This window comes from Kitasatospora sp. NPDC088861 (assembly GCF_044750105.1).
Lineage (GTDB): Bacteria > Actinomycetota > Actinomycetes > Streptomycetales > Streptomycetaceae > Kitasatospora.
The window spans coordinates 37,655-63,685 of the sequence record NZ_JBIVJF010000021.1 but is presented as its reverse complement, the minus strand read 5'-3'; the positions used below and the strand labels follow the sequence as shown (position 1 = coordinate 63,685).

Here is a 26,031-nt window from a genome sequence, read left to right as displayed (position 1 = left end):
GGGCCCGAGGAGGAAAAGAAACTAAAGATATGGCAAAATGTTAGACTGAGTAACGATCCGCAACAGGAGCATTGACGCCTTCTTAACGGGTCGCGCCCTCCAGCACCACCAGACACCCCGCCCGCCCCTGCCTGCACGAGGTGCCACTGCGTGAACATCGACCACCTGAACCAGCTCCTCCTCGAGTTCTCCGTGATCCTGCTGGTCGCGGTGGTCGCCGTGCGGATATCCACCCGCTCAGGGCTACCGAGCCTGCTGATCTACCTCGGGATCGGCGTCGCCCTGGGCCAGAACGGCATCGGCGTCTCCTTCAACAACGCCGAGCTGACCCAGGTGCTCGGCTACGCGGCGCTCGTGGTGATCCTCGCCGAGGGCGGCCTCAAGACCAGCTGGCGCGAGGTCAGACCCGTGATGCCGGCCGCCACCGTGCTCGCCACCGTCGGCGTCGGGGTCAGCGTGTTCGTCACCGCGGCCGGCGCGCACTGGCTGGTCGGCCTGGACTGGCGGACCTCGATGCTGCTCGGCGCGATCGTCTCCTCCACCGACGCCGCCGCCGTCTTCTCCGTCCTGCGCATGGTCCCGCTGCCGCACCGGCTCACCGGCCTGCTGGAGGCCGAGTCCGGCTTCAACGACGCGCCCGTGGTCATCCTGGTCGTCGCCTTCGCCACCACCGGCGAGCTGGACTCCTGGTACGTCCTGGTCGGCACGATCATCGCCGAGCTGGCGATCGGCGCGGCGGTCGGCTTCGCGGTCGGCAAGCTCGGCGCGTACGGGATCAAGCACGTCGCGCTGCCCTCCTCCGGCCTGTACCCGATCGCGGTGATGGCGCTGACCGTGCTCGCCTACGCGGGCGGCGCACTGCTGCACGGCTCCGGCTTCCTCGCCGTCTACATCTGCGCGGTGATCCTCGGCAACGCCAAGCTGCCGCACGGCCCGGCCGTCCGGGGCTTCGCCGACGGCCTGGCCTGGATCGGGCAGATCGGCATGTTCGTGCTGCTCGGCCTGCTCTGCACGCCCGAGACCATGGGCTCCGCGGTGGTCCCCGCGCTGGTGATCGGCGGCGTGCTGGTCTTCCTGGCCCGGCCGCTGTCCGTGGTGCTGACGCTGACACCGTTCAAGGTTCCGGGCCGGGAGCAGGCGCTGCTCAGCTGGGCCGGGCTGCGCGGGGCGGTGCCCATCGTGCTGGCGACCATCCCGCTGGTGTCGGGCGCGCCGAAGGCCCAGGACGTCTTCAACATCGTCTTCATCCTGGTCGTCGTCTTCACCCTGCTCCAGGGCCCGACCCTGCCCTGGGTGGCCAAGCAGCTGCGGATCGGCGAGGGCTCGATGGGCCAGGACCTGGACATCGAGTCCGCCCCGCTGGAGAAGCTGCACGGGCACCTGCTGTCGGTCGCGCTCTCCCCCGGCTCCCGGATGTCCGGCGTGGAGGTCAGCGAGCTGCGGCTGCCCAAGGGGGCCGCCGTCACCCTGGTGGTGCGGGAGGGCAGCTCCTTCGTGCCGGACAAGGCGACGGTGCTGCGCGGCGGGGACGAGCTGCTGGTGGTCACCACCGACGAGGTCGGCGAGGCGGCCGAACGGCGGCTGCGGGCCGTGGACAAGGGCGGCAAGCTCGCGGGGTGGCTGAACGGGCGGTGAGACCCGCCGTCGGGCGGTGGGACCCGCCGTCGGGCGCTGAGCCGGGCAAGTGGGCGGCGGGTGGCGACCGCAAGGCCGGAAGACCGGAAGGCCTCACCAGCTGTTCACCTTCGATGGGCAGGACAATTTTGGACGGGCCTTGTAGTCTGGGGATTCGCGCGACATCTACGCGCGTATATGTATGATGGTCAGATCACACCCAGCATCTGCCTGAAGCAGAGTTGGCGCGACCGTTCGGCGGCCGCGGTCCGGACCTCGGCCACCACGCCGGGCCGGCCCGGTATCTACCCCGGTCGACGCGCGAGAGGACGACTCTCGGCGCCGTCGGGGCCACCCCATGCCCTGCCGCGCTACCAGGCAGCAGGAAGGACCGACCGTGACGGCCCGCCGAACGGTCGACGACCCCGCGGACACCGCGACCCCGCGTGACACCGCCAACGCCACCCCTGCCGGCGGCACCGCCGATGCCGCCGGCGCCCCCGCCCCCGTGCGGGTCGGGTACGGCGCGCTGCTGCGCACGCCCGGCGCCTGGACGTTCCTGGCACCGGCGTTCCTCGCGCGGCTGCCGTACGCGATGCTCAGCATGGGCATCCTGCTGCTCGTCAAGGACACCCACGGCTCGTACGGCACCGCGAGCACCGTCGCGGCCGTCGCCGCCGTCGCCCAGGCCCTGATCGGCCCGCAGACCGGCCGGCTCGCCGACCGGTACGGCCAGACCGCCGTCCTCGTCCCGACCGTCGTGGTGCACGCGGCCTCGGTCGGCGCGCTGATCGCACTGTCGCTCGGCCACGCACCGGCCTGGAGCCTGTTCCTGGCCGCCGTCCCGGCCGGCGCGAGCGTTCCGCAGATCGGCGCCATGGTCCGGTCCCGCTGGATCGCCGAGTTCACCGCGGACGGCGCGTCCGCCTCGTCCGCGGCCAAGGTGGGCACCGCGTTCGCCTTCGAGTCCGTGACGGACGAGTTCACCTTCGTGATCGGCCCGATCCTGGCCACCGCCGTCGCCACCACGGTCAGCCCCTCGGCCGGGCTGATCGCCGAGGCCACGCTGACCCTCGTCGGCGGCCTGGCCTTCGCCGCCCAGCGGCGCACCGCGCCCGCCCGGGCGGTGCCCCAGCCCGGCGTGCGGCGCGCCTCCGCGCTCGCCTCCCCCGGCGTCCGGCTGCTGGCCGGGGCCTTCCTCGGGGTGGGCGCCGTGTTCGGCGGCATGCAGGTCTCGGTGAACGCCTTCGCCGACTCGGTCGGGCAGCACGCCGCCGCCGGCACCGTGTACGGGATCTTCGCCGGCGGCTCGATGGTGGCCGGCGTGCTGTACGGCGTGATCGCCTGGCGGCGGGCCGTGCAGCAGCGGATGATCATGAGCTACGCCCTGCTCGTGCTGGGCTGCTCGACGCTGTGGGCGATGCCCAACCTGATCGCGCTCGCCGTCGCCGGACTGGTCTGCGGCCTGGCCATCGCGCCGACCCTGATCAGCGGCTACACCCTGGTCGAGACGCTCGTCGCGGACGGCGCCAAGACCGAGGCGTTCACCTGGCTGACCGGCGCCATCGGCCTCGGCCTGGCGGTCGGCCAGATGATCGCCGGGCAGCTGATCGACGGCCACGGGCCGTCCAGCGGGTTCCTGGTGCCGGTGGCCGGCGCCGGCCTGGGCCTGATCGCGCTGGTGTCGCTGCGGCACCTGCTGACCGCGCCGGGCCAGGTGGTCGCGGCCGCACCGGAGCGCGGCGCCGCGCCGCAGTTGGTGGGCGCGGCCAAGGGCTGAGCGGGCACGCGGTGGCGCACCGCGCGAAGCCGTGGGCGGCGCGCGGTGGGGGCGGCGCGGAGCCGCGGTGGAAGAGCGTGCGCGGCTCGGCCACGGCTCATCTCACATCGGAGTCGCTGGACTGATCCAGCGGAATGCCGCATCATTGACCATCGTTAGCACTCATCAGGCGAGAGTGCCAGGAGGAAGACAAGTGCCCACGTACCAGTACCAGTGCACCGAGTGCGGCAACGGCCTGGAGGCGGTGCAGAAGTTCACCGACGAGGCGCTGACCACGTGCCCCGACTGCCAGGGACGGCTCCGCAAGGTCTTCTCGGCCGTGGGCGTCGTGTTCAAGGGCTCGGGCTTCTACCGCACCGACAGCCGTTCGTCCTCCAGCAGCACGGTGGGCGCAGGCTCCTCCGGTAGCTCCTCGGCGTCGTCGTCCGGCTCGACCCCGGCGTCGTCCTCGACGTCATCGACGTCCTCGTCCTCCGGTTCTTCGAGCTCTTCCAGCTCCTCCAGCCCGGCTCCGGCCGCGAGCTGACCTCGGCGCCGGACGCCCAGCGCATCGACAAGGCCCGCCACCCCGCGTTCTTCGCGGGGCGGCGGGCCTTCGTCGTCCCGGTTCGCCGTCACCACTCGTCGCCCCGGTTCGTCATCCCGGGCGGGCCGGATGCACTCGTGCGGGTGTACGAATTCGTCCACAGGGCCCGAGTTGTCCACAGGCTGCGGATAAGGGCTTTCCGGGGCGGCGCGCGGCGCACATCGTAGGGGTCGCCGGAGAACGACCGGCCCGCACAGGAGCGGCCCCCACGACCTCGGTGGTGACCATGACGACCATGAGCCTCTCCGTACCGCTGCCCGCACCCGCCGTACCGCCCCGGCGGGAGGTACCGCGCTTCCCGCCGATCCGGCGCGGGGCCGGCGGGTGGCACCGCTGGCGGCACGCCGTACGGCACCGGGCCGGGGTGCCCGCGCTGGTGCTGCTCGCGGTGGCCGCGGCGCTCGCGGTCGGGCCCGCGCGGGCCGGGCTGCCGGCGCCGCCGGGCGGCCCGGTGGGCCGGACGGGTTGTCAATCCGGCCCAACGGAAGATCACCCGTAACCGGGCAACGACTTCGTCGTTCACGGCGGCATGAAAGGCTTCAAGCAATTCCTGCTGCGTGGAAACGTCGTCGAATTCGCCGTCGCCGTCGTCATCGGCGCGGCCTTCACCAACATCGTCAACGCCTTCGTCAAGGGCGTCATCAATCCGATCGTCGGCGTCTTCGGAACGAAGGACCTGGCGTCCTACAGTTCCTGCCTCAAGGGCCCCTGCGAGCTGAACGCCACCGGCGAGGTCACGTCCGGGATCCTCATCCTGTGGGGATCGGTGCTCAGCGCCCTGCTGCAGTTCCTGATCACGGCGGCCGTCGTCTACTTCGTCCTGATCGTGCCCATGAACAGGCTGGCCGCCAGGCGAAAGAGCACCGCCGAGACGGCGGCGGAGGCCGAGGCCAAGGAGGTCCAACTGCTCACCGAGATCCGCGACGCGCTGATCGCCCCGCAGCGCTGAGCACCGCTCCTCAGTCCCCGTGGTGCGGCGGGCGCTGGCTCAGGTACCAGTCCAGCCCCCGCCCACCGCTCTCCCCCGCCCCGGGGCGCTCACCCCAGCCGGTGTCGGTGTCGTCCCGGGACTGCTGGTCCAGCGGGTCCCGGAAGACCAGCCGGGCCTTCGGCGCCGCCGGCCGCTCCTCCCGCCCCTGCTGCTCACCCTGTCCCTGTCCCTGCCCCTGCTCCGGCTCCCGCGCCTGCCCCTGCTCGCTCACCCTGCTCACTTCCGCTTCCCGTCGACTGCCGTCCGGATCGTCCCGTCCCTCCAGCCTAAGAGCCCCGCGACACACCCCGGGCCCTGGTGCGGAGCGCTCCGCACCAGGGCCCGGGGCCGGGTGGAGCCGCAGGCAGTTGGCTCGGGTTCTCAGGCGGCCTCGAAGCCCGCGTGGTCGGCGATCTTCTTCAGCTCGGCCAGCGCGTGCTTCTCGATCTGGCGGATCCGCTCGCGGGTGAGGCCGTGCTGCTTGCCCACCTCGGTGAGGGTGCGCTCGCGGCCGTCCTCCATCCCGTAGCGGGAGCGGATGATCGAGGCCGTGCGGTCGTCCAGCCGCCCGATCAGGCCGTCCAGCTCCTCGCGGCGGAGCATCACCATCACGGCGTCCTCGGGGGACGTCGCCCCGGTGTCCTCGACCAGGTCGCCGAACTGGGTCTCGCCCTCGTCGTCGACCGCCATGTTGAGGCTGACCGGGTCGCGGGCCCAGTCCAGCACGTCCTTGATCCGGGCCTCGGTGGTGTCCAGCTCGGCCGCGATCTCGGCCGGCTCGGCCTCGCGGCCCAGCTCCTTCGACTTCTCCCGCTGCACCCGCCGGATCCGCCCCAGCTCCTCGACCAGGTGCACGGGCAGCCGGATGGTGCGGGACTGGTCGGCGATCGACCGGGTGATCGCCTGCCGGATCCACCAGGTGGCGTAGGTGGAGAACTTGAAGCCCTTGGCGTAGTCGAACTTCTCGACGGCGCGCACCAGGCCGGCGTTGCCCTCCTGGATGAGGTCCAGCAGCGGAAGGCCACTGCGCGGGTACCGGCGGGCGACCGCCACCACGAGCCGGAGGTTGGAGCGGATGAAGACGTCCTTGGCGCGCTCGGCGTCCTCGGCTATCGCCTCCAGTTCCTCGCGCTTCACGCCCTCGGGGAACACGCCCTCCTCCAGCAGGTGCTGGGCGTACACGCCGGCCTCGATCCGCAGTGAGAGCTCGACCTCCTCGGCGGCATCGAGCAGGGGTGTCCTGGCGATCTCGTCGAGGTACATACCGACCAGGTCGCGGTCGGCCTCAAGGTTGGTCGGGCGGGCCGCGCGAGTCCGGTCGGCCCTGTCGCGAACGACGGCACGGGTGGCCATGCTTGCTCCCTTTGCTGGAATTGCCGAGGTCTGCCTGCCTGCCCCCCGAGAGGGCAAGAAGTGCGGGCCCCGCCGGGGCTCACACGTAACGATCCAACGAACAGAATCCGGACAACATTCCCAAGTCACTCAGATTCTTCCCCGCGATGCAGTACCCTGCTGGTTTTCACCCCGGCCATGGACACCGGGCGACCGGACGAACACCTACGGTGTCGTTTCCACTACCGCTTCCGAACGCTTCCGTCACGCCCCGCACACGCGCCCGCCGCCCCACCGGCCGCCATACAGGGTGAAACCCCCGAACGGGCACGCGCGTTCCCGCGCGCCCCCGCCTTCCACCGGCGCCCGCTCCCCGGCGCACGCAGGTTCTCCCCACAAACGATGCCGAATCGCTATCACCCGTGGTCCTGATCGCCCCGGGACACTGGGAAGGTGTCAGCCATGCACCTGACCAACAGCTCGACCGCCGTCACTGCGCGTCACCGCCGCCTCTTGCGGGATTCGGCGCTCGCGGTGGTCTGTGCCGCGCTGTTCGGCCTCCTGGCCGCCCTGGTGACCCGACACTGGCATCCGCTGGAACAGCTCGACCAGAGCTGGATCGGCGAACTGCACACCTTCGCCCGGCGGCACCGGATCTGGACCGCCTCGGTGCAGACGCTCTCCGACATCGGCGGCACGGTCACGATGCGCACCCTGCTCGGCATCGCGGCCGTCTGGCTGTGGCTGATCGGCGCCCGGGTCCTGGCCGGCTGGGTGGCCGCCCAGACCCTGGTCGGTTGGGGCGGCCAGTGGGCGCTGAAGCTGGCCGTCGACCGCCAACGGCCCTCCTTCGCCGACCCGGTCTCGCACGCCGGCGGCCCGGCCTTCCCCTCCGGGCACGCCATGGCCTCGGCGATCACCTGCGCGGTGCTGGTCGGCCTGGTCTGGTACCGGGTCCGTCGACGCGGGCGGATCGCCGCCTGCGCGGTGGCGGCGGCGACGGTGCTGACCATCGGCTGGACCAGGATCGCCCTCGGGGTCCACTGGCCGAGCGACGTGGTCGCCGGCTGGCTGGCCGCCGGATTCGTGCTGGGCGCCGTGACGGCCGTCGTCGAACTCTGGCGACCGGGCGCGCTCGCCCGCGACGTACGGCGGGTCAACTGGCGTACCCGGCCGAGGGTCCAGCGGATCACCGTGCCGTCGGTCCGGTCGCCGCGCGGCACCGACCCGCTGGGCGACGCCGCCACCGACCACCCGGACGGGGCCGTCCACTGAGGCCGTCGGCATCCACGCGCGGCCGTCCGAGGCCGTCCGGGGCTGCCCGAAGCCGTCCGCTAGCGTGACGGCCATGTCTCCCGACCCGGTCCCCACCGCCGCCGTCCGTCACCCCGAGCGCCCGCTGCGGATCGCCACCGTCCAGGCCCAGGCCGTGGCCGGCGACATACCCGCCAACGCCGCCCAGGCCGCCGAGTTGATCCGCGAGGCCGCCGCGGCCGGCGCCCGCCTGGTGCTGTTCGCCGAGAAGTTCCTCTCCGGCTACGAGCCCGAGCTGATCCGCACCGACCCGCTCAAGTGCGCCGTCCAGCCCGGCGATCCGCGCCTCGCGCCGATCGCCGAGGCCTGCCGCGAGACCGGCACCGCCGCGATCGTCGGCGCCGCCGCGCAGATGGGCGACGAGCTGCGGGTCTCCGCCTTCGTCCTCGGCCCGGACGGCGGCCTCGTCACCCGCTACGACAAGCAGCACCTGTTCAAGACCGAACGCGACTACTACCGCCCCGGGGCGGCTGGTTGCACCCTGGAGCTGGACGGCTGGCGGCTCGGCCTCGGCGTCTGCTACGACTCGGGCTTCCCCGAGCACGCCCGCGCCGCCGCACTCGACGGCTGCCACGCCTACCTGGTCGGCGCGCTGTTCAGCGTCGGCCACGGCCACCACGAGTCCCGCACCTGGTTCCCCGCCCGCGCGCTCGACAACACCCTCTACACGGTGCTCGCCAACCACATCGGCCACACCGGCGGTTGGCACACCTGCGGCGGCAGCGCGGTGTGGGCCCCGGACGGCCGGCTGCTCGCCGAGGCCGGCGAGGACCGGCGCGAACTGGTGGTCGTCGACCTCGACCCGGCCGTCCTGCGCGCCGCCCGGGAGACCGAGACCATGCTCGCCGACCTGGCCGTCGCCGGCGCCCGCCCGGCCGCCCCGCGCGCCCTCTTCACCCTGGCCTGAGCCGGTCGACCTCCGTGCCCGGCCGCTCCGGGCAGGCGGGGTGGCCCGGCCGCTCCGAGCCGGGTGCGCTGGCCGGTCAGGCGGTCCGCATCGCGTCCACCACGGTCATCCGGCCGACCCGACGGGCTGGCAGGACGGCGGCGGCGAGCCCGGTCAGGACGGTCAGCCCGAGCGCGGCCAGCACCAGCACCACCGGCGGGCCGCCGACCGTCCCCACCGTGGAGGTGAGCGAACGCGCGGCCGCCCAGCCGTAGCCGACGCCCAGTCCGGTGCCGACCAACGCCCCGGCCAGCGACAGCAGCACCGCCTCCAGGGTGAGCATCCGGCGCAGCTGCCGCCGGGACATCCCGATGGCGCGCAGCATGCCGATCTCGCGGGCGCGTTCGCTGACGCTGAGCATCAGGGTGGCCGCGACGCCGAGCCCGGCGATGGCGACCGAGAAGGACAGCAGGGCCATGCTGACGGTCGTCATCCGGTCCAGCAGCAGCCGCAGCGTCTCCACCTGCGCGCCGGTGTCGGTGACGGCCACCTCCGGGTGGTCGGCGAGCGCCCGGTCCAGCGCCCGGCGGGCGGTCGACCGGTCCTCGCCCGCGCCCGGGCTGATCCAGACCGTGGTGACGGCCGCGCCGGGGGCGAGCCGGTCCAGGGTCGCGGGGGTCACCAGCAGCGTCGCACCGGTCTGCAGGGTGAACGGCAGGCTGCTGCGTCCGGGTTCGACCCGCAGGTCGGTGCCGGGCCCGCCCGCCGGGCCCCCGACCCGGCGCACCCCGCCGCCGCCGAGACCGCTCAGCGCGGCGCCGTCGGCGAGCGCCCCGGCCTGGTCGACGCCGTCCGCCGAGGGGTTGAGCCGGGCCAGGTCGGCGGCCGCGACCAGGGTGGGCCGGCCGTCGAGTTCGACGGTGGCCGAGCGGACCGGCGTGACGGCGAGCCCGCGCTGCGCACCGAGCGCGGTGACCGCCCCGGCGGGCAGCGCGCCGCCCCCGGTGACGACCGCCGAGAAGACCCCGGGCTGGCGCGCGGACACCGCCGGCACCAGGGAGTTGGAGGTGATCTCCAGCGCGGTGACCGCGCCGACCATCACGGTCACGCCGAGCAGCAGCGCCGAGCCGGTCGCCCCGGTGCGGCCCGGGTTGAGCCGCAGCTGCTGGGTGGCGAGCCGCCCGGCCGTCCCACCGAGCCGCCGGGCCGGGCCGCCCAGCACGCCGACGACGGCGGGCAGCAGCCGGTCGGCGAGCCGCAGCACGCCGAAGAAGCTGACGATCGCGCCGACGGTGACCGCGAGCAGCGACAGCGGCGGCGGGGCCACCGCGCCGGCCACCAGCAGCGCCGTCCCCGCGCACAGCAGCACCGCCGTCCACACCGCCGCCCGGGCCTTGGCCGCCCCGCCGACCGGCCCGTGCGTGCCGCCGAGCGCGGCCACCGGCGGCACCGCCGCCGCGGCCTTCGCCGGGCCGCGGACGGCCAGCAGGGTGAGCAGCACGCCGAACAGCCCGGCCAGCGCGCAGGTCAGCGGGGCCGGCGCCAGCGAGAGGTGCACCGGGCCGAGGTCGAGCGTGCCGACGACCACCGTCCCCGCCGCGCACAGGCCGACCCCCAGCAGCACGCCCGCCGCCGAGGCTCCCGTCCCGAGCAGCAGCCCCTGGCGGCGGATCAGCCGGCGCAGCTGCCGCCGGTCGGCGCCCACGCAGCGCAGCAGGGCGAGTTGGCGGGTCCGCTGGGCCAGCACCACCGTGAAGGTGTTGCCGACCACCATCCGCGCCACCGCGAGCGCGATCAGCACGAAGGAGAGCGCGGCGATCAGCACCACCCCGTAGAGGGTCCGGCTCTGCCGGGTCGCCTCGGTGACGGAGGCGTCTCGGGTGCGCACCTCGACGCCGTCGCCGAGGACGGCGCGCAGCGCCTCGACGGTCCGGGCCCGCGAGGCGTCCGGCCGGACCCGGACGTCCAGCTGGGCGGTGGTGACGCCGGTCGCGTACTGGGCGACCGCACCGGCCGGGACGCCGACGATCGGGCGCCCGGCGAGGCTGGGCGCGCCCCGGCCGTCCAGGACGCCCGCCAGCCGGGCGGTGGCGGCGGAGCCGTCGGCCCGGGCCAGCCGCACCTCGGCCCCGGGGGCGGCGTCGAGCCGGTGCGCGGTGTCGGCGTCGAGCAGCACCTCGCCGGGCCCGGCCGGCCAGTGGCCGCCGGTGAGCAACTGCCAGCGCAGCGCCGGGTCGTCGGCGACCGCGCTGACCGCGGCGGTCTGGTCGAGCGGGCGCCCGTCGGCCGTCAGCACCGATCCCTTGCCGACCAGTCGCGGCGCCACCCCGGCCACCCCGGCCGTCCGCCGGGCCCGCTCGGCGGCGGCGTCCAGCCCACCGCCGGCGGCGGTCCTGGTCACCTGCACGTCGCCGGGCCCGACCTCGGCGGCCGCGGTCTGGCTGAAGGAGTCCACCAGCGCCCCGCTGCCGCTGACCGAGGCGATCAGGAAGGCCACCCCCAGCGCGATCGCGGCCCCGCTCAGGAGCAGCTGCCGCAGTTGCCCGCGCAGCTCGGCCACGGTGTATCGGTACGTCGTCATCGCTCCCCGGCTCGTCCGCCCTGACCAGGCACGACGCACTGGCAGGGGCCTCACCGAGCCTAGGGTCCGCACCCGCCCCGGCCCGTCAGCACGAAGTCTCCTCGATGATCACTCCGAGGACGGACGGCCGACCGCGCCCCCTCCTCCCCGAGAGGTACGCCGCCCCCGACCCGGCCCGGCCCCGGAAACGCCGTAGGCCCCCCGCCCTGGTGGGTGGGGGGCCTACGGCGACACACGCGTCTCTGGTGCCCCAGGCAGGATTCGAACCTGCGACACCGGCTTTAGGAGAGCCGTGCTCTATCCCCTGAGCTACTGAGGCGAGGATCCGCCGGGGAGCGACTGCATCCCGTAAGCGGATCCGGGGGCGGCCGGCCCGAGGGCAAGCCGCTACCGGCTCAGTGTAGCGGGTCGGGCGGCGCCCGGGCGGCGGCTTCGCGATCTTGCCGAGAACGGGGCCGGACGTGCCGCCCTCCGGGCTCCGACGGGGCGTCGGGGCGGGCGGTGACGGCTGCCCGCCGGGCCGGGGGCGGTGCTCAGCTGCGGGAAACGACCATCTGGGCGCTGCCGTCCGGCAGGCCGGCGACGGCGACCTTCTGCCCGCCGAAGGAGGTGCTCCACCAGCCCTGCCAACTGCCCGAGGTGTAGCGGGCGTTGTGGTAGACGACGCCGTCGTTGCCCACGGCGATCAGCTGGGCGTCGCCGTTCGGCATGCCGGTGATCGCGAAGCTCCCGGACTGGAAGCTCGCCGCGCCGGCGTATCCGTCGACCACGTTCCAGTCCTGCCAGGAGCCGCTCGCGTAGCGGGCGCTGTGGTAGATCTTCCCGTCGCTGCCGGTCGCCAGCAGCTGGGTGTCGCCGTTCGGCATTCCGGCGATCGCGACGTCCTTCGCCTGGAAGGTCGCGGCGCCGACGCCCGCGACGGCGTTCCAGCCCTGCCAGGCGCCGTTCGCGGAACGGACGTTGTGGTAGACGTTGCCGTCGTTGCCGGTGATCAGCACCTGCATGCTGCCGTCCGGCAGTCCTGCGGCCGCGATCTTCTGCGCGCCCCAGTCTCCGATCGGCAGCCAGCCCTGCCAGGCGCCCGAGGCGTAGCGGGCGTTGTGGTAGATCTTCCCGTCCTTGCCGATCGCCATCACCTGGGTGTCGCCGTTCGGCATTCCGGCGATCGCCTCGGCCCGGGCCGCGAACCGCGCCGACCCGGCGTAGCCGTCCAGCGGCGCCCAGCCCGTCCAGGATCCGTTCGGGTAGCGCGCCGTGTGGTACAGGTTGCCGTCGGCACCGGTGGCCAGCGTCTGGGTCGAGCCGTCCGGGGTCGCCGCGATGGCGTCCTGCGAGCCGTTGAAGAAGGCCGAGCCGGCGTAGCCGTCCAGCGGGCTGAAGGACGTCCAGTTGCCGTCCACCAGGCGCGTGGCGTGGAAGAGGTCGCCGGCCTTGCTCACCGGCGCGGTCGGCGACGGGTACGGGTTGGCGTGGTCGGTGCTCAGACCGCCGTTGCACTTCGCCGCCCAGGCCCCGGCGCCCTGGCCGGCAAGGATCCGCTCCGCCGTCAGGATCTGCTGCTGCTTGGTGGCCTGGTGGGGCATCGGCGCGTACTGGGTGCCGCCGTACGCCTCCCAGGTGCTCTTCGTGATCTGCAGGCCCCCGTAGTACGGCCAGCCGGCCTTGTAGTAGCTCCAGTCGCCGCTGCTCTCGCACTGCGCCACCCGGTCCCAGGTGGCCACCGAGGCCGCCTGGGCCGAGCCGGCGGCCACCGTGGACAGGCTCAGGGCGGCGAGGGCGGTGAACGTGAGGAGGGCTGCGCGGGGTCGGCGGGAGGCGCGGGACATCGTGACCTCTTCTCGGAGGGGCGGTACGGCTCGCGCGGGTCGGAGCCGGGGGCGAGCGGCGAGACGGCAGGAGAGCGGCGGCGAGGGGGCCGGCCCACCGCGGCGGGGCGGCGGTGGGCCGGCGGGTGGAACCGGCGGGCGGGGACGGTCAGTTGTAGGTGCCGCCGATGGAGACGGCGTAGTGGTTGCCGCTCACGCCGTTCAGCTGGATCGGGGCCGCCGGGTCCCAGCTGCCGGAGCCGTCGCGGATGGTGTGCATGATCCGGTCGTCGTTGGTGATGAAGACGGCCTGGAACTCGCCGTCGATGTTGGCGGCGCTGACCCGGTTGGCGGTGAACGAGCCGATCACGGGGGCGAGCTCGGCGAACGGCTGCCACGTGCCGTTGCCGTAGCGGGCGCCGTGGAACTGCTGGCCGTTGTTGTTCACCACGACGATCTGCGCGTCGGATCCGGTGCCGGCGACCGCCACGTCCTGGGCGGGGCCGACGTTCCCGGCGGCGTCGTAGACGTTGCCCCAGGCCGACCAGGAGCCGCTGACGGCGCGGATGGCGTGGTAGACCGTGCCGCCCGAGACCGTCACGACCTGGAGTTCGCCGTTGACGCTCGCGACCGAGGCGCTGGTCACGGCGCCGCCCGCCGGGGTGATGTCGCCGAACGGCAGCCAGGTGCCGTTCGCGAGCCGGGCGGTGTGGAAGAGCTTGCCGTCGGCTACGGCGACGACGTGCAGGTCGCCGCCGATCGAGACCGCGGAGACCTTGGTGACGTTGCCCAGCCTGTTGGTCTGCGGGCCGATGTCGGTGAAGCGGTCCCAGCTGCCGCCGGAGCGACGGATGGTGTGGTAGATGTTCCCGTCGCCGCCGACGGCGAGCAGGTGGGTGTCGCCGTTGATGCCGGCGTCCGCGATGGACTGGACGCCGCCGATGTCGCCCGCGACGCTCTCCACGTTCCCGAAGCCGGTCCAGCTCCCGTTGGAGGAACGGGTGGTGTGGAAGACGTTGCCGCCACCGTTCACCACGACCTGGGCGCCCCAGCCCACGGCCCCCTGCTTCGGCGGCAGCGGGGTGCTGTCGACGGTCTTGTCGTAGCGGAAGGGCTTGAAGCCGCCGCTGATCAGGGAGCTGCGCGAGTAGTTGATCTTGCGGGCGGTCAGGCCCGGCCGCGGCTCCTCGTAGACCACGGCGGTGTTGTGGCTGCCGTCGGTCCAGCCGGCGAACAGCACGACGTGCGTGCTGATGTTGTCGATCATGTCGCCGGGCTGCAGGTCGTCGAGGCTGCCGAGCTGGGTGGAGATGTCGTCGAGGGTGGAGGTGACCCGGCTGGAGCCGAGGTGCCAGGCCATCGAGACCAGGCCGGAGCAGTCCTGCCGGTAGGAGCCGTTGCTGTCGCTGTGCCAGAGGCTCTGGCTGTACGGCACCGCCTGGTCGACCCAGTTCTGGGCCCGGGCGATGATCTCGGAGCGGCTGATCGGGCCGTTGACGGACGAGGTGCCGACGGCCTGCGCCGGTGCGGTCAGCAACACGGTGGAGACGACCGCGCCGAGCGCGAGGGCCCCGGCGAGGGCGACGTTGGCGAGCTTCGAACGGTTGGCGGACATGGCGGACCTCCGGACGTGGTGGACGGGGTTGGCGGCTGGGCCCGGCTTCGAGGTGCTCGGGGCCCGACGGTGACGGGCGGCTCACGCGGCGCGCGGATTCCGGTCGGCTGCCCTGCGGGAGCAGCCGGCCTGGCGGCGGTTCGACGCGCTGGTGCGGGGCGCTGCGGGGTGCGGCGCTCGGCGAGGCCGGGGTACGGCGCTCGGATCGGCCTGCCTCGGGAGCGGGCCCGGCGGGACGGCCGCCCCGCAGGAGCAGCCGGTCGATGGGGCCCGGCGGGGCCGGGGCGAGGTGGTGGGGCCGTCAGCCCCGGACAGGCGCTAAGAAGCAGCCGCGGCGGCGGCCCGGCCTGCGACGGCGAGGGTGGCGACCGCGGTGGCCTCGGTCATGACGGTGCGGAGCATGACGGCGTCCTCTCCTGCTGCGACGTGAGGGTGGGATCCGGTGGCCGCGTCCCGCGGTGACGCGCTCTCCGGTGCCGCCCTGAGCGGTGCTCCCTGGCGGCGATCACCAGCTTCGTCGCCGCTCAGCGGCGGTGGAAGGGACTTCGGCTGGACGGAAGTGGCCCTGGACCGTTCCGGCCAGGAGCGGTCGGCGTCCGCGCCGGGGCCTGGTCGGGACCGCGCCTGGCCGGGTCGGGACCGGGTGGGGGTGCGGGTGCCGACGAGGGGTCAGAGCGGGTCAAGTAGCCTGCCGGAAAAGTGTTCGACCGCCTTGCCGCGCCGTGCGAAGGAGACGAAGGACCCGATGAGACCTGCTGGGCACCCGGTGGTGCGACTGCTGGGGCAGGTGTGGGTGTGGCCCGCGGTGGTGATGCTGGCGGTGGGCGGGTACCGGCTGGGGACGCCGGAGCTGTGGCGGGACGAGATGGCGACCTGGACGGTGGCCACCCGGTCGTTGGGCGACCTGCTCCGGCTGCTCCAGCACGTGGACGCCAGCAACGGGGCGTACTACCTGCTGATGCACGGCTGGACGACGGTGTTCGGCGACTCCGTGGTGGCGCTGCGAATACCCTCCGTGCTGGCGATGGCGGGGGCGGCCGCGTTCGTGGCGCTGACCGCCGAGCGGCTGTTCGGCAACCGGGTGGCGGCGGTCGGCGCGGGGCTGCTGTTCGCGGTGCCGCCGGAGGTGTCGCGGTACGCGCAGGAGGCGCGCGCGTACGCGCTGGTGACCTTCGCGATCGCGGCGGCCACCTGGTTCCTGGTGCGGGCGCTGGAGCGGCCGACGTGGCGGCGGTGGGCGCCGTACTGCGCGGCGATGGCGGTGGCCGGCGCCGGGCACCTGATCTCGTTCAGCACGGTGGCCGGGCAGGTGGCGCTGGTGCTGCTGCACCTGTGGCGCACGCGCGGGGCGGCGGAGCGGCGGCTGCTGTGGCAGTACCCGGTGGCGGTGGGGGTGGCGGCGGTGCCGGTGCTGCCGGTGGTGCTGCTCGGCAGCCGGCAGTCGGACCGGCAGCTGGGCTGGATCGAGACGCCGAACCTCGGGGGCCTGGTGCACTTCGGCCAGCACCTGTTCGGCTCGCACACGGTGTTCTACGCCTTCGTGCTGCTGGCGCTGCCGGCGCTGCTGCTGCCGGGCCGGCGGGTGCAGGCCGGGCAGGCGCTGCTGCTCGCGGAGCTGCCGGTGATGGGCGTGTGGGTGGTGTCGCAGGGCGGCACCTCGTACTTCATCGAGCGGTACATGCTGTTCACGGTGCCCGCGTGGGCGGTGCTGGCCGGGGGCGGGGTCGGCGCGGTGTACGGCGTCGCGGCGGCCTGGGCGAAACGTTTCCGCGCTCCGGGACCGGCCAGGGCGGCGGTGGGACTGCTGGCGCTGGGACTGCTCGCCGCCCCGGCCGTGGCGGCGCTGCCGAAGCAGCCCGCGGTGCGCTACGTGGGCTCGCACAACGGGTCGGAGGAGCCGTTCCGGGCGGCGGCCGGGGTGATCGCCGCGGGCTACCGGTCCGGGGACGGGATGGCGGCCCCCCTGGGCAACCAGGCCTGGGCGATGGTGTGGCCGGGCGTCAGCTACTACCTGCCGTCGGACGTCCACCCGTACCCGGTGTTCGTCGCGCAGAGCGCCGACGACGCGGAGGACCTGTCGCCGACGCCGTGCCCGCAGCCGGAGGCCTGTCTGGGGCAGGCGGCGCGGATCTGGCTGCTGGTCCTCGGGGACACCGAGGACCCGCTGACCACCATGCCGGAGGACCAGGCGCAGGCTCTCCGCACGCAGTACGGCGCGCCCGACCAGGTCACGCCGCTCGGCGGGTTCACGGTCGCGCTGCTCGACCGCGACAACTGACGGGACGAACCCGGAGCACGCGACAACTGACGAGCGAGACCCGGAGCACGCGGAAACACGACGGAGGGGGAGCCGGGCGAACCGGCTCCCCCTCCGTCGTCGCGGTGTCAGAGCGTGCGGGTCAGCCGGGACTGGATGGACGGCGGGTTCAGGTCGGACTGGAGGGCCACCGGGACCTCCGTCTTGTCGTCGCCCGCGCCCACCCGCAGCAGGCCGACCTCCTGGCCGGCCTTCGCGGTGTGGCCGAGCTTGGCCGCGTCCAGGGTGACCGTGCCGGTGATGCCCGGGAAGCCGGCCACCACGAGGTCCTTGGTCGCGACGACCTGGACCTTGCCGCCGAGGCCGTCGTCCACGGTGCCGACGACGTCGCCCTTCTTCACCACGGTCTGGCCGGTCAGGCCGCCCTGCGCGGCCTGGATCTGCTTGCCGCTGACCTTGAGCACGGTCGGCAGGATGCCGTCGCCGGGGTTGGGCGAGGTGGCCTGCTGGCCCAGGGTGACGCCGATGATCAGCCGCTTCACACCGCCGATCTCCTTGTAGGCGGCCCACATCAGGCAGCCGCCGGCCGGGGTGCTGGAGCCGGTCTTGACGCCGATGACCCCGGTCTTCGGGTTGATCAGGTTGTTGGTGTTGGAGATCTTCGCGTTGTTGAAGTTGGTCTCCGGGGTGGAGACGATCTGCCGGAAGATCTCGTCCTGCATGACCTGCTCGGCCAGCTTCAGCTGGTCCTTGGCGGTGGACTTGGTGTCCGCGAGGAAGCCCGCCGGGTCGGCGTAGGTGGTGTTGGTCATGCCGAACTTGGCCGACGTCTCGTTCATCAGCTTGACGAACGCGTCCTCGGAGCCGGAGTGGAAGCGGGCGAGCAGCCGGGCCACGTTGTTGGCCGAGGGCAGCATCAGCAGTTCCAGCGCCTGGTACTCGGTGAGCACCTGGCCCTCGGTGAGGGTGACCCGGGACTCGTCGACGTTGCCGGACTCCTGCGCGGCCTGCTTGTCCACGGTGATCTTCGGGCCGCTCTCCCCCTTCTTCAGCGGGAACTTCTGGAGGATCAGGTAGGCGTTCATCACCTTGGTGACGCTGGCGATCGAGGACGGCGTCTCCTGCCCGGAGCTGCCGAGGCTGCCGACGCCGACCACCTCGGCGGCGGACTGGCCCTTGGCCGGCCAGGCGAGGTCGAGCTGGTCGCCGGCGAAGCTGAAGCTGCCCGCGGCGGACATCCGCACCTTGGCGTCCGGCAGCGGACGCAGCAGCTGGGCCACCACCGCCGCACCGAGCACCACGGCGAGGAAGGCCGTCCAGATGGTGATCCGCTTGAGCGCGCGGCGCAGCGGCGAGACCGGGCGCGCGTTGAGGGTCGCCAGGACCTCCATCGCCTCGGCGGTGTTCTCCGGCGCGGGCGGCGGCTCCGGGAGGGGCAGCGGCTCGGGCTTCGGCAGCGGCGGGACGGGCGGCACCGGCCGCGGGTCGGGGGTGGGCAGTGGCTCGGGGGCCGGGGCGGGGCCGGGCACGGGGGCGGGAGTCGGCTTCGGCAGCGGCTCCGGACCGGGCTGCGGCTCGGGTTCGGGGAGGGGCTTGGGCGCCGGGTGCGGCTCAGGCACCGGCTCCGGGACGGGGGACGGCTCGGGCTGCGGGGTCGGCGCCGGGGGCTCGGGCACGGTGCCGGACGCGGCGGCCGCGGGGGCCGTGGCGGCGGCGGAGGCGCGCGCAGGCGCGGGCTTGGCCGGCTCCCCGGGCTTGGCCGGCCCGGCTGCCGCCTCGTCCGGTTCGTCGCTCTCGGGCGCGGCGGGTGCGGCGGCCTCGGCGGGTGTGGCGGCCTCGGCGGGCACGGCAACCTCGGCGGGTGCGGCGGCCCCGGGCGTGTCGCCCTCGGACGCGGCCTTCTCGCCGGCCTCCCTCGCCCCCTTCTCCGTGCCCTTCTCCGCACTCCCCGCCACGGCTCCCGCACCCGCCGCGGCCGTCCGCATGGCGAGACGCGGGTCGGTTCCGGTCGGCCGTCCGGCCGCCTTCTCCTCGCCGTCGGAGGCCGTCACGGCCTCCGCCTCCCCGGCCGCGACGTCGGAACTTCCGTCACCGGCGGGCCTGGTCAGCTCCTCGGGCAGCCGCAGCGCGGTGGTCGCACTGTCCACCGGCAGCCGCAGCATCGTGGTCTTGCTGTCCACATCCCGGACACGGAGCTGTACGGTCGAGCCGCGCTTGGCCCCCGCCGCCGGCGTGTCGCCGGGGCCGGTCTCGGCCTCCCGGCTGCCGTTCGGGTTGCCGTCCGGAGCACCGTCCGGGTCCGGACCCGCACCGCCGGCCGTCCCGGTCCGTTCGCGTTCGCGCTCCTGCGCCCGCTCGCCGTCCCTCAGCACCCTGTCGGGGGACTCGCCCACGTATCCCAGCCTCCTCAACGCCCGGCGGGGCACCGGCAGACCCGATTTCGGGAAGCCGACGCCCCGCCCCGTGTACCTGTACAGTCTCCGCCACCGCCGGCCGATCCGGCCGCGCACACCCCGCCCGACCGGCGCTTATTGCCGTCGCACGGGCGTACTGCGGTCTGTTCACCGGTCAGACGCCGGGCCCGCCGCCCCTGGTTCCCCGCCTCCACCGCAAGGTCACGATTCGGAGGCGTACTCGACAAGCCCGTGTGAGAGGCGTCACCCTGTCTCTCATCCACGCGGGGAGGCTTGGATGGGCAAGAGCCGCAGAACTGTTCCCGAGGAACTCTTGCTGCTCGCTTTGGACCCGACCACGGGTACCACGGCGCAGCCGCAGACCCTCGACCTCGGACTCGCCGGGGCCCAGCTCGTCGAGCTGTCCCTGGCCGGACGGATCGTACCGGAGGGAGACCGGATCGCTGTCGTGCTCGCACGGCCGACCGGCGACCCGACCCTGGACCACGCACTGGAACTGCTGCGCCGACGCGGCAGTCCGGTCCGCGCGGCGCACTGGATCGGCGGGCCCCGGCTGGGGCTGCGGCAGACCTACCTGGCGCACCTGGAGCGCTGCGGCATGGTCACGGCCGTGCCGGGCCAGGTGTGCGGGGTGCTGCCGACGACCCGCTATCAGGCGTCGGACGACTGCACCAACGCCGCGATCAAACAGCGGCTGGACACCGCCATCCGCACCGGCGTGCCGCCGGACCCGCGGACGGCGGCGCTGGCGGCCCTGGCCCATTCCGTGGGCCTGGGCAAGCACCTGTATCCGGGCAACGAGGGCCGGTCCTCGCGGTCGCGGCTGCGCGACCTGATCCGGTACGACCCGCTGGGCGGGATGGTCGCGCACGCCGTGATGGACGTGCAGAACGGCCTGCCGGCGCAGCAGAACCGTTCTGCCCAGGGTTCCGGGACCGGTACCGGCACCGGGCGTTCCGGCGCCCGCGCGGCGGGCCGGGGCTCGGGGCGGGTCGCCGCCTCACGGGTCGGCGTCCGCTGACCGGGACCGCCCGGGCGCGCGGGACACCGCACCGATCGCCGTACGGCCTGCGCGGCACGTGCAGCCCGCACGGCCCGTACGGCCCGTGACGGCGGGCACCATGGGCCCGGCGGGCACCACGGGACCGGCGGGCACCACGGGACCGGCGGGCACCACGGGCACCACGGGCCCGGCGGCACCTCCACCGGCGCGCGCCGCCCCGTTCACGCCGCCCGACGGCGCTGAGCAACGGCGCTGAAGGACCCGACGCACCACCGAAGCAGCACCCGCACCACCAGGAGCACGGAGGGGCGGTCGCCCCGCGACGGAAGTCGCCCGGCGACCGCCCCTCTGCCGTCCCCGAAGGCCCTTTGGGGCCCGTCCGGGGAGCCCGGCGGTCCTGCCCTCGCACGTGCCAATGGCACCTGCGCCGCCGGGGAGCACATCCTTAGCCCGTACCGGTTCGAGCCGCTGAGCCGCATTACCACTTGAGGGCCCTCGCCGTCTCACAGAAGTGCTTTTCCGACGATCTGTTCTACTGCGCTGCTGTGATTCCCTGACGCCGACCTGGCCCAAGGTGACATGCTGCTCCAAGTCAGGGGGGTTGGTCCCAATGTCCGAAGTGTTCCGAGGGCTGCCGTTCCAACGATCACCAGAGGTCCGGCCGGAGGTCGATGTGTCGACGAGCATCAATCCCACCGTGCGCCGTCGGCGCCTGGGCTCGGAGCTGCGCAAACTCCGCGAGGGCCTCGGGATGACGGCGGAGGAGGTGGCGGGCCGGCTGATGGTCTCCCAGTCGAAGATCAGCCGACTGGAGAACGGCCGCCGCAGCATCAGCCAGCGCGACGTGCGCGACCTCTGCGACGTCTATCTCGTGAACGACGAGCAGATGCGCGCCAGCCTCATGGAGATGGCCAAGGAGTCCCGCCAGCGCGGCTGGTGGCACGACTTCAACGACATGCCGACCCCGTACAGCGTCTACATCGGGCTGGAGGCCGAGGCCTCCTCGATCCGCGCGTACGAATCCTCCTTCGTCCCGGGCCTGTTGCAGACCGAGCAGTACGCGCAGGCCGTCGTGGAGGGCACCCAGCCGGACACCGACGCGCTCGCCGTGCAGCGCCGGGTGCAGGTCCGGATGAAGCGCCAGGACCGCATCCAGGGCGAGAACCAGCTCGGCAGCCTGTGGACCGTCATAGACGAGGCGGTGCTGCGCCGCGAGGTCGGCAGCCGCGAGGTGATGGCCGAGCAGCTCAAGCACATGATGGAGCTGAGCCAGCACCCGAACATCACCATCCAGGTGATCCCGTTCTCGGCCGGGGCCCACCCCGGTATGACCGGGACATTCTCCCTGCTGGAGTTCCCCGAGTCAGCCGATTCCACGGTTGTCTACTTCGAAGGGGTGACGAGCGATCTCTACCTGGAGAAGGACGCGGACGTCCGCCGCTATACCGGTCTGTACGACTACCTGCGGGCGGCGGCACTCGGCGTGGCGGAGAGCCGGGCACTGATAGCTGAGATTGAAGAGGGATACCACTGATGAGCACCACCTCCGAGCACGGAACCCGCTGGCGGAAGAGCAGCCACAGCGGCGGCAACGGCGCCTGTGTGGAGATCGCCACGCCGGCCACGGGGGCGGTGGCGGTACGGGACTCCAAGGACCCTCAGGGGCCGCAGCTGCGCTTCTCCGCCGAGGCCTGGACCGCGTTCGCGAGCGCTGCGGCCACCGGGGTGTTCGGCCGCCACTGACCCTGCGGCGGCGGCCACCGACCCGGCCCCGCGCCCCCGGTGCGAATCCGAGCTCGGCCCGTTTGCCCGTAGCAGTGGCCGTCGCCCTCGCCGGCGGCCGACGCTACGGGCAAACGTCGTTCCCGCCCGAACTTCCCGCCCGAACTTCCCGCCCCGCCCGTCCCGTCCGTCCCGTCCGCCCCGTTCAGCGCACCACCGGGTACCGCTCGGACCAGGTCAGCCCCTCCGGGGTGCGCGGATCGTGCAGTTCGGTGCCGTGCATCAGCTCCAGCACGAAGTCGTCGGCGAGTTCGAGGATGGCGCCTCGCCCCTCCAGCCCGGCCACCAGCCCCGACGGCAGCGCGGTGTCACCGTGCAGCACCCCGAGCAGGCTCCCGCAGACCGCGCCGGTGGAGTCGCTGTCCCCGGAGTGGTTGACGGCGAGCAGCAGGCCCGAGCGCACGTCGTGCGCGACCAGCGCGCAGTAGACCCCGATCGCCAGCGCCTCCTCGGCGACCCAGCCCTCCCCCAGCGCCTCCACCCGGTCCGCGGACGGCTCGCCGGCCCGGACCGCGTCCAGCGCGGCCCGCAGCGCGGCGGTGGTCTCCTCGTGCGCCTGCCGCTCGGAGAGCAGCGCCAGGGCGAGGTGGACGCCCTCCTCCAGGGTGCCGCCGCGGGCCACGCTCTGGACGATCACCGCGAGCGCGCCCGCCGCGAGGTAGCCGGTGGGGTGGCCGTGGGTGAGCACCGCGCACTCCACCGCGAGTTGGAAGACCAGGCCCGGCTCCCAGCTGGTGAGCAGGCCGAACGGCGCCGCCCGCACCACCGTGCCGCAGGCCTTGGAGTGCGGGTTCTTCGGCCGCTCCACGGTGCCGAGGAACTCGGCGTCGGCCCCGGTCAGGCCGGACAGACAGCCCTGGCCGGGGGCGCGCTGGGCGTACAGCCACTCCTCGCGGCCGAGCCAGCCGAGGTCGGGGCGGCGCTCGTCGGGGCCCCAGTCGCGCTGGGTGGCGGCCCAGCGCAGGTAGGCCAGGTGCAGGTCGGTGGGCGGGTGCCAGCTGCCGGTGTCGCGCCGGATGTGGGCGCGGATCAGGCCGTCGACGGTGAACAGGGTGAGCTGGGTGTCGTCGGTGACGGCGCCGGTGCGCCCGTACGCGGGGACGTAGCCGGTGACGCCCTGCGGGCCGTGCTGGGCCCGGATCTTCTCCAGCGGCTCGAACTCGACGCCGGCGCCGAGCGCGTCGCCGATGGCACCGCCGAGCAGACAGCCCCGCACCCGGCTGCGGAAGTCCTGCTGCTGGGCGCGTGACCACAGTGGCATCACGACGGGGCGCCTTTCCTCGGGGCAGGGGGCTGCGCGACGCACGGCCGCGGCGCGCGCCCTGGCACTGTATTCGAAGACCCGAGCGAATCAAGGGCGTCCCTCGTGCTCCGGTTCCCCGGCCCCGGCCGCCGTACGGGCGGCAGCGGGGCCGGGGGAACCGGGAGGCCGGGACCGGCGGAACCGGGAGGCCGGTGGCGGGATCAGTCCAGGACCGGCAGCAGCTCCGGCAGGTGCCCGTCCGAGGCCAGCGCCGCGGCCCGGCGCTCGGCCGGCACCTCGCCGTACGTGGTGGTGCGCTGGCGGTGCGGGCGGCCCGCCGCCTCGGCGATCGCCTGGAGGTCGCGCACCGACTTGTAACTCCCGTACGCCGAGCCGGCCATCCGCGAGATGGTCTCCTCCATCAGCGTGCCGCCCAGGTCGTTGGCGCCCGAGCGGAGCATCTCGGCGGCGCCCTCCGCGCCCAGCTTGACCCAGCTGGTCTGGATGTTGGGGATGTGCGGGTGCAGCAGCAGCCGGGCCATCGCGACCACCGCGCGGTTGTCCCGGGCGGTCGGGCCGGGCCGGGCGATGCCGGCCAGGTAGACCGGCGCGTTGGTGTGGATGAACGGCAGGGTCACGAACTCGGTGAAGCCGCCCGTGCCGTTGGTCTCCAGGGAACGCTGCTGGATCTCGGCCAGCAGCCGCAGGTGCCCGAGCCAGTGCTTCGGGGTGTCCACGTGCCCGTACATCATGGTGGACGAGGAGCGGATGCCCAGTTCGTGCGCGGTGGTGACCACTTCGACCCAGGTGGCGGCTGGCAGCTTGCCCTTGGTGAGCACCCAGCGGACCTCGTCGTCCAGGATCTCGGCCGCCGTGCCCGGGATGCTGTCCAGGCCGTTCTCCTTGGCCCGCTGGAGCCAGTCGCGGATGGACAGCCCGGTGCGGGTCGCGCCGTTGACCACCTCCATCGGCGAGAAGGCGTGCACGTGGATGCCGGGCACCCGCTCCTTCACCGCGCGGGCGATGTCGAAGTAGGCGGTGCCGGGCAGGTCCGGGTGGATGCCGCCCTGCATGCAGACCTCGGTGGCGCCCACCTCCCAGGCCTGCGCGGCCCGGTCGGCGACCTGCTCCAGCGACAGGGTGTAGGCGTCGGCGTCGGTGCGGCGCTGGGCGAACGCGCAGAAGCGGCAGCCGGTGTAGCAGACGTTGGTGAAGTTGATGTTCCGGGTGACGCAGTAGGTGACGTCCTCCCCGACGGTGTCCCGGCGGACGTCGTCGGCGATCCGGCAGAGCGCGTCCAGGGCCGGGCCGTCCGCGTGGAACAGCGCCAGCGCCTGGTCGTCGGTGAGCCGCGTCGGGTCGTCGGCGGCCACCGCCAGCGCCTCGCGCAGGTCGCCGACCAGCCGCTCGGGCGCGCCCTCGGCGAGCACCTGCTCGCGCAGCACCTCCCAGTCGCCGTAGACGTCCTCGAAGTCGGCCCGGCGGTCGCCGGTGCGGCCCTCGGTGTCGATGGTGGCGTGCAGGTCGGTCCGCCCGTACGAGACGGGCAGGTCCTCGGGCTCCTGCCAGGGCAGGCCGCGGACCACCGCGTCCGGGTTCGCCAGCCCGGTCTCCGGGTCGGCGAGGGCGCGCACGTGCGGCAGCACCCGCGGGTCCAGCCAGGGCTCGCCGCGCCGGACGTACTCGGGGTAGACGGCGAGACGCTCGCGCAGTTCGAAGCCGGCGGCCGCGGAGCGCTCGGCGAGCCGCTCGATCTGCGGCCACGGGCGTTCGGGGTTGACGTGGTCGGGAGTGAGCGGGGAGACGCCGCCCCAGTCGTCGACGCCGGCCGCGATCAGCCGCCCGTACTCGCCGTCCACCAGGTTCGGCGGCGCTTGCAGGCAGGCCGCCGGGCCCATCACGTGCCGGGCCACCGCCACGGTGGCGACCAGCTCGTCCAGTTCGGCGTCGGGCATGCCGCGCATCGCCGTGTCCGGCTTGGCGCGGAAGTTCTGCAGGATCAGCTCCTGGACGCCGTGGTAGGCCCGGGAGACCTTGCGCAGCGCGAACAGCGACTCCGCGCGCTCCTGGTACGTCTCGCCGATGCCGATCAGCAGGCCGCTGGTGAACGGGACGGAGCTGCGCCCGGCGTCCTCCAGCACCCGCAGCCGGACGGCCGGTTCCTTGTCCGGCGAGCCGAAGTGCGGGCCGCCGGGCTCGCTCCACAGCCGGGTGGCGGTGGTCTCCAGCATCATGCCCATGGAGGCGGAGACGGGCTTGAGCCGCTGGAAGTCCGTCCAGCCGAGCACCCCGGGGTTGAGGTGCGGGAGCAGGCCGGTCTCCTCCAGGATGCGGATCGACATCGCCCGCACGTAGGCGATGGTGTCGTCGTACCCGTGCGCGTCGAGCCACTCGCGGGCCTCGGGCCAGCGGTCCTCGGGCTTGTCGCCGAGGGTGATCAGGGCTTCCTTGCAGCCGAGTTCGGCCCCGCGCCGGGCGACGTCCAGCACCTCGTCGGGGGACATGAACATCCCGTGGCCGGCCCGGCGCAGCTTGCCGGGGACGGTGACGAAGGTGCAGTAGTGGCACTTGTCGCGGCAGAGCCGGGTGAGCGGGATGAAGACGCTCTTGGAGTAGGTGATGACGCCGGGCCGCCCGGCCGCCGCCAGCCCCGCGTCGCGGACCCGGGCGGCGCTCGCACACAGGTCGTTCAGGTCCTCGCCTCTGGCCTGGAGCAGCACCGCGGTCTCGGTGACGTCCAGGGCGACGCCGTCCCGGGCTCGGCGCAGGGCGCGCCGCATCGCGTTAGCGGTCGGGGGGTTGCTTGCGTCCATGGCGGTTCCGTCCATGGCGCGACCCTACGCCAGGTG

The 26,031-nt window shown here is 73.7% G+C and carries 19 protein-coding genes and 1 tRNA gene; 11 read left to right on the top strand and 9 right to left on the bottom strand.

Annotation, left to right across the window (positions count from 1 at the left end; all coding sequences use genetic code 11):
• Positions 1–150 precede the first annotated feature (150 nt).
• From ACIP37_RS28150 to mscL, 5 genes are all read left to right on the top strand, one after another.
• Positions 151–1,635 carry a potassium/proton antiporter gene (locus ACIP37_RS28150; RefSeq protein WP_363585358.1) on the top strand — a complete coding sequence of 495 codons (1,485 nt, stop codon included), beginning with the start codon at positions 151–153 and terminating at the stop codon, positions 1,633–1,635.
• Between the two features lie 376 nt (positions 1,636–2,011).
• On the top strand, positions 2,012–3,394 hold the full coding sequence (locus ACIP37_RS28145) for an MFS transporter (RefSeq protein WP_400809528.1): 1,383 nt from the start codon (positions 2,012–2,014) through the stop codon (positions 3,392–3,394).
• Between the two features lie 193 nt (positions 3,395–3,587).
• Positions 3,588–3,920 carry an FmdB family zinc ribbon protein gene (locus tag ACIP37_RS28140; RefSeq protein ID WP_350877692.1) on the top strand — a complete coding sequence of 111 codons (333 nt, stop codon included), beginning with the start codon at positions 3,588–3,590 and terminating at the stop codon, positions 3,918–3,920.
• Between the two features lie 295 nt (positions 3,921–4,215).
• Positions 4,216–4,479 carry a hypothetical protein gene (locus ACIP37_RS28135; RefSeq protein WP_363630137.1) on the top strand — a complete coding sequence of 88 codons (264 nt, stop codon included), beginning with the start codon at positions 4,216–4,218 and terminating at the stop codon, positions 4,477–4,479.
• A gap of 30 nt (positions 4,480–4,509) precedes the next feature.
• Positions 4,510–4,929: a large conductance mechanosensitive channel protein MscL gene (gene mscL, locus ACIP37_RS28130; RefSeq protein WP_363585360.1), complete on the top strand. Its 420-nt coding sequence runs from the start codon at positions 4,510–4,512 to the stop codon at positions 4,927–4,929.
• Positions 4,930–4,939: 10 nt separating this feature from the next.
• Here the strand turns inward: mscL and ACIP37_RS28125 are convergent, their stop codons facing one another.
• A complete protein-coding gene (locus tag ACIP37_RS28125; RefSeq protein WP_400809530.1) occupies positions 4,940–5,191 on the bottom strand; it encodes a hypothetical protein in 252 nt (83 codons plus the stop codon).
• A gap of 140 nt (positions 5,192–5,331) precedes the next feature.
• Positions 5,332–6,303 (bottom strand): sigma-70 family RNA polymerase sigma factor, encoded by a 972-nt coding sequence (locus ACIP37_RS28120; protein ID WP_363585362.1) that lies wholly within the window; start codon positions 6,301–6,303, stop codon positions 5,332–5,334.
• Between the two features lie 441 nt (positions 6,304–6,744).
• On the opposite strand from ACIP37_RS28120, the gene ACIP37_RS28115 reads away from it, so the two are divergent.
• Together ACIP37_RS28115 and ACIP37_RS28110 are read left to right on the top strand one after the other, a co-directional pair.
• Positions 6,745–7,557 (top strand): phosphatase PAP2 family protein, encoded by an 813-nt coding sequence (locus ACIP37_RS28115; protein ID WP_363585363.1) that lies wholly within the window; start codon positions 6,745–6,747, stop codon positions 7,555–7,557.
• A 73-nt stretch (positions 7,558–7,630) separates the two neighbouring features.
• Positions 7,631–8,503 (top strand): carbon-nitrogen hydrolase family protein, encoded by an 873-nt coding sequence (locus ACIP37_RS28110; protein ID WP_363585364.1) that lies wholly within the window; start codon positions 7,631–7,633, stop codon positions 8,501–8,503.
• Between the two features lie 76 nt (positions 8,504–8,579).
• Here ACIP37_RS28110 and ACIP37_RS28105 read toward each other — a convergent pair whose 3' ends face one another.
• The 4 genes from ACIP37_RS28105 to ACIP37_RS28090 all read right to left on the bottom strand — a co-directional run bounded on the left by ACIP37_RS28105 (position 8,580) and on the right by ACIP37_RS28090 (position 14,483).
• On the bottom strand, positions 8,580–11,063 hold the full coding sequence (locus ACIP37_RS28105; protein WP_363585365.1) for an ABC transporter permease: 2,484 nt from the start codon (positions 11,061–11,063) through the stop codon (positions 8,580–8,582).
• Between the two features lie 243 nt (positions 11,064–11,306).
• Positions 11,307–11,382: transfer RNA gene (locus tag ACIP37_RS28100), tRNA-Arg, on the bottom strand.
• Positions 11,383–11,596: 214 nt separating this feature from the next.
• On the bottom strand, positions 11,597–12,889 hold the full coding sequence (locus tag ACIP37_RS28095; RefSeq protein WP_400809727.1) for a transglycosylase family protein: 1,293 nt from the start codon (positions 12,887–12,889) through the stop codon (positions 11,597–11,599).
• A gap of 148 nt (positions 12,890–13,037) precedes the next feature.
• Positions 13,038–14,483 (bottom strand): hypothetical protein, encoded by a 1,446-nt coding sequence (locus ACIP37_RS28090; protein ID WP_400809729.1) that lies wholly within the window; start codon positions 14,481–14,483, stop codon positions 13,038–13,040.
• A gap of 745 nt (positions 14,484–15,228) precedes the next feature.
• On the opposite strand from ACIP37_RS28090, the gene ACIP37_RS28085 reads away from it, so the two are divergent.
• Complete coding sequence (locus ACIP37_RS28085) at positions 15,229–16,761, top strand: glycosyltransferase family 39 protein (protein WP_363585368.1); 1,533 nt, start codon at positions 15,229–15,231, stop codon at positions 16,759–16,761.
• A 107-nt stretch (positions 16,762–16,868) separates the two neighbouring features.
• On the opposite strand, the gene ACIP37_RS28080 is transcribed toward ACIP37_RS28085, so the two are convergent.
• The gene (locus tag ACIP37_RS28080) at positions 16,869–19,133 is read right to left on the bottom strand and encodes a hypothetical protein (protein WP_400809731.1); all 2,265 of its coding nucleotides are present in this window, start codon (positions 19,131–19,133) and stop codon (positions 16,869–16,871) included.
• A 298-nt stretch (positions 19,134–19,431) separates the two neighbouring features.
• Here ACIP37_RS28080 and ACIP37_RS28075 point away from each other — a divergent pair, with 298 nt between their 5' ends.
• The 3 genes from ACIP37_RS28075 to ACIP37_RS28065 all read left to right on the top strand — a co-directional run bounded on the left by ACIP37_RS28075 (position 19,432) and on the right by ACIP37_RS28065 (position 21,900).
• A complete protein-coding gene (locus ACIP37_RS28075; RefSeq protein WP_363585370.1) occupies positions 19,432–20,175 on the top strand; it encodes a GPP34 family phosphoprotein in 744 nt (247 codons plus the stop codon).
• Between the two features lie 655 nt (positions 20,176–20,830).
• On the top strand, positions 20,831–21,691 hold the full coding sequence (locus tag ACIP37_RS28070; RefSeq protein ID WP_350877673.1) for a helix-turn-helix transcriptional regulator: 861 nt from the start codon (positions 20,831–20,833) through the stop codon (positions 21,689–21,691).
• The gene (locus ACIP37_RS28065) at positions 21,691–21,900 is read left to right on the top strand and encodes a DUF397 domain-containing protein (RefSeq protein ID WP_350877671.1); all 210 of its coding nucleotides are present in this window, start codon (positions 21,691–21,693) and stop codon (positions 21,898–21,900) included. The genes ACIP37_RS28070 and ACIP37_RS28065 overlap by 1 nt, the downstream gene beginning before the upstream one ends.
• Positions 21,901–22,084: 184 nt before the next feature.
• On the opposite strand, the gene ACIP37_RS28060 is transcribed toward ACIP37_RS28065, so the two are convergent.
• The gene (locus tag ACIP37_RS28060; RefSeq protein ID WP_350877669.1) at positions 22,085–23,200 is read right to left on the bottom strand and encodes an ADP-ribosylglycohydrolase family protein; all 1,116 of its coding nucleotides are present in this window, start codon (positions 23,198–23,200) and stop codon (positions 22,085–22,087) included.
• Positions 23,201–23,403: 203 nt separating this feature from the next.
• Positions 23,404–26,010, bottom strand: a complete 2,607-nt coding sequence (locus ACIP37_RS28055) for a bifunctional FO biosynthesis protein CofGH (RefSeq protein WP_363585372.1) — start codon at positions 26,008–26,010, stop codon at positions 23,404–23,406.
• Positions 26,011–26,031: the final 21 nt, after the last annotated feature.

What these genes read in the sequence shown, in the direction of transcription:
- ACIP37_RS28110 (WP_363585364.1), top strand. Translation starts at nt 7,631, where the DNA reads ATGTCTCCCGACCCGGTCCCCACCGCCGCCGTCCGTCACCCCGAGCGC.
- mscL (WP_363585360.1), top strand. Translation starts at nt 4,510, where the DNA reads ATGAAAGGCTTCAAGCAATTCCTGCTGCGTGGAAACGTCGTCGAATTC.
- ACIP37_RS28065 (WP_350877671.1), top strand. Translation starts at nt 21,691, where the DNA reads ATGAGCACCACCTCCGAGCACGGAACCCGCTGGCGGAAGAGCAGCCAC.
- ACIP37_RS28060 (WP_350877669.1), bottom strand. Translation starts at nt 23,200, where the DNA reads ATGCCACTGTGGTCACGCGCCCAGCAGCAGGACTTCCGCAGCCGGGTG.
- ACIP37_RS28115 (WP_363585363.1), top strand. Translation starts at nt 6,745, where the DNA reads ATGCACCTGACCAACAGCTCGACCGCCGTCACTGCGCGTCACCGCCGC.
- ACIP37_RS28090 (WP_400809729.1), bottom strand. Translation starts at nt 14,483, where the DNA reads ATGTCCGCCAACCGTTCGAAGCTCGCCAACGTCGCCCTCGCCGGGGCC.
- ACIP37_RS28120 (WP_363585362.1), bottom strand. Translation starts at nt 6,303, where the DNA reads ATGGCCACCCGTGCCGTCGTTCGCGACAGGGCCGACCGGACTCGCGCG.
- ACIP37_RS28085 (WP_363585368.1), top strand. Translation starts at nt 15,229, where the DNA reads ATGAGACCTGCTGGGCACCCGGTGGTGCGACTGCTGGGGCAGGTGTGG.
- ACIP37_RS28075 (WP_363585370.1), top strand. Translation starts at nt 19,432, where the DNA reads ATGGGCAAGAGCCGCAGAACTGTTCCCGAGGAACTCTTGCTGCTCGCT.
- ACIP37_RS28095 (WP_400809727.1), bottom strand. Translation starts at nt 12,889, where the DNA reads ATGTCCCGCGCCTCCCGCCGACCCCGCGCAGCCCTCCTCACGTTCACC.
- ACIP37_RS28105 (WP_363585365.1), bottom strand. Translation starts at nt 11,063, where the DNA reads ATGACGACGTACCGATACACCGTGGCCGAGCTGCGCGGGCAACTGCGG.
- ACIP37_RS28055 (WP_363585372.1), bottom strand. Translation starts at nt 26,010, where the DNA reads ATGGACGGAACCGCCATGGACGCAAGCAACCCCCCGACCGCTAACGCG.
- ACIP37_RS28135 (WP_363630137.1), top strand. Translation starts at nt 4,216, where the DNA reads ATGAGCCTCTCCGTACCGCTGCCCGCACCCGCCGTACCGCCCCGGCGG.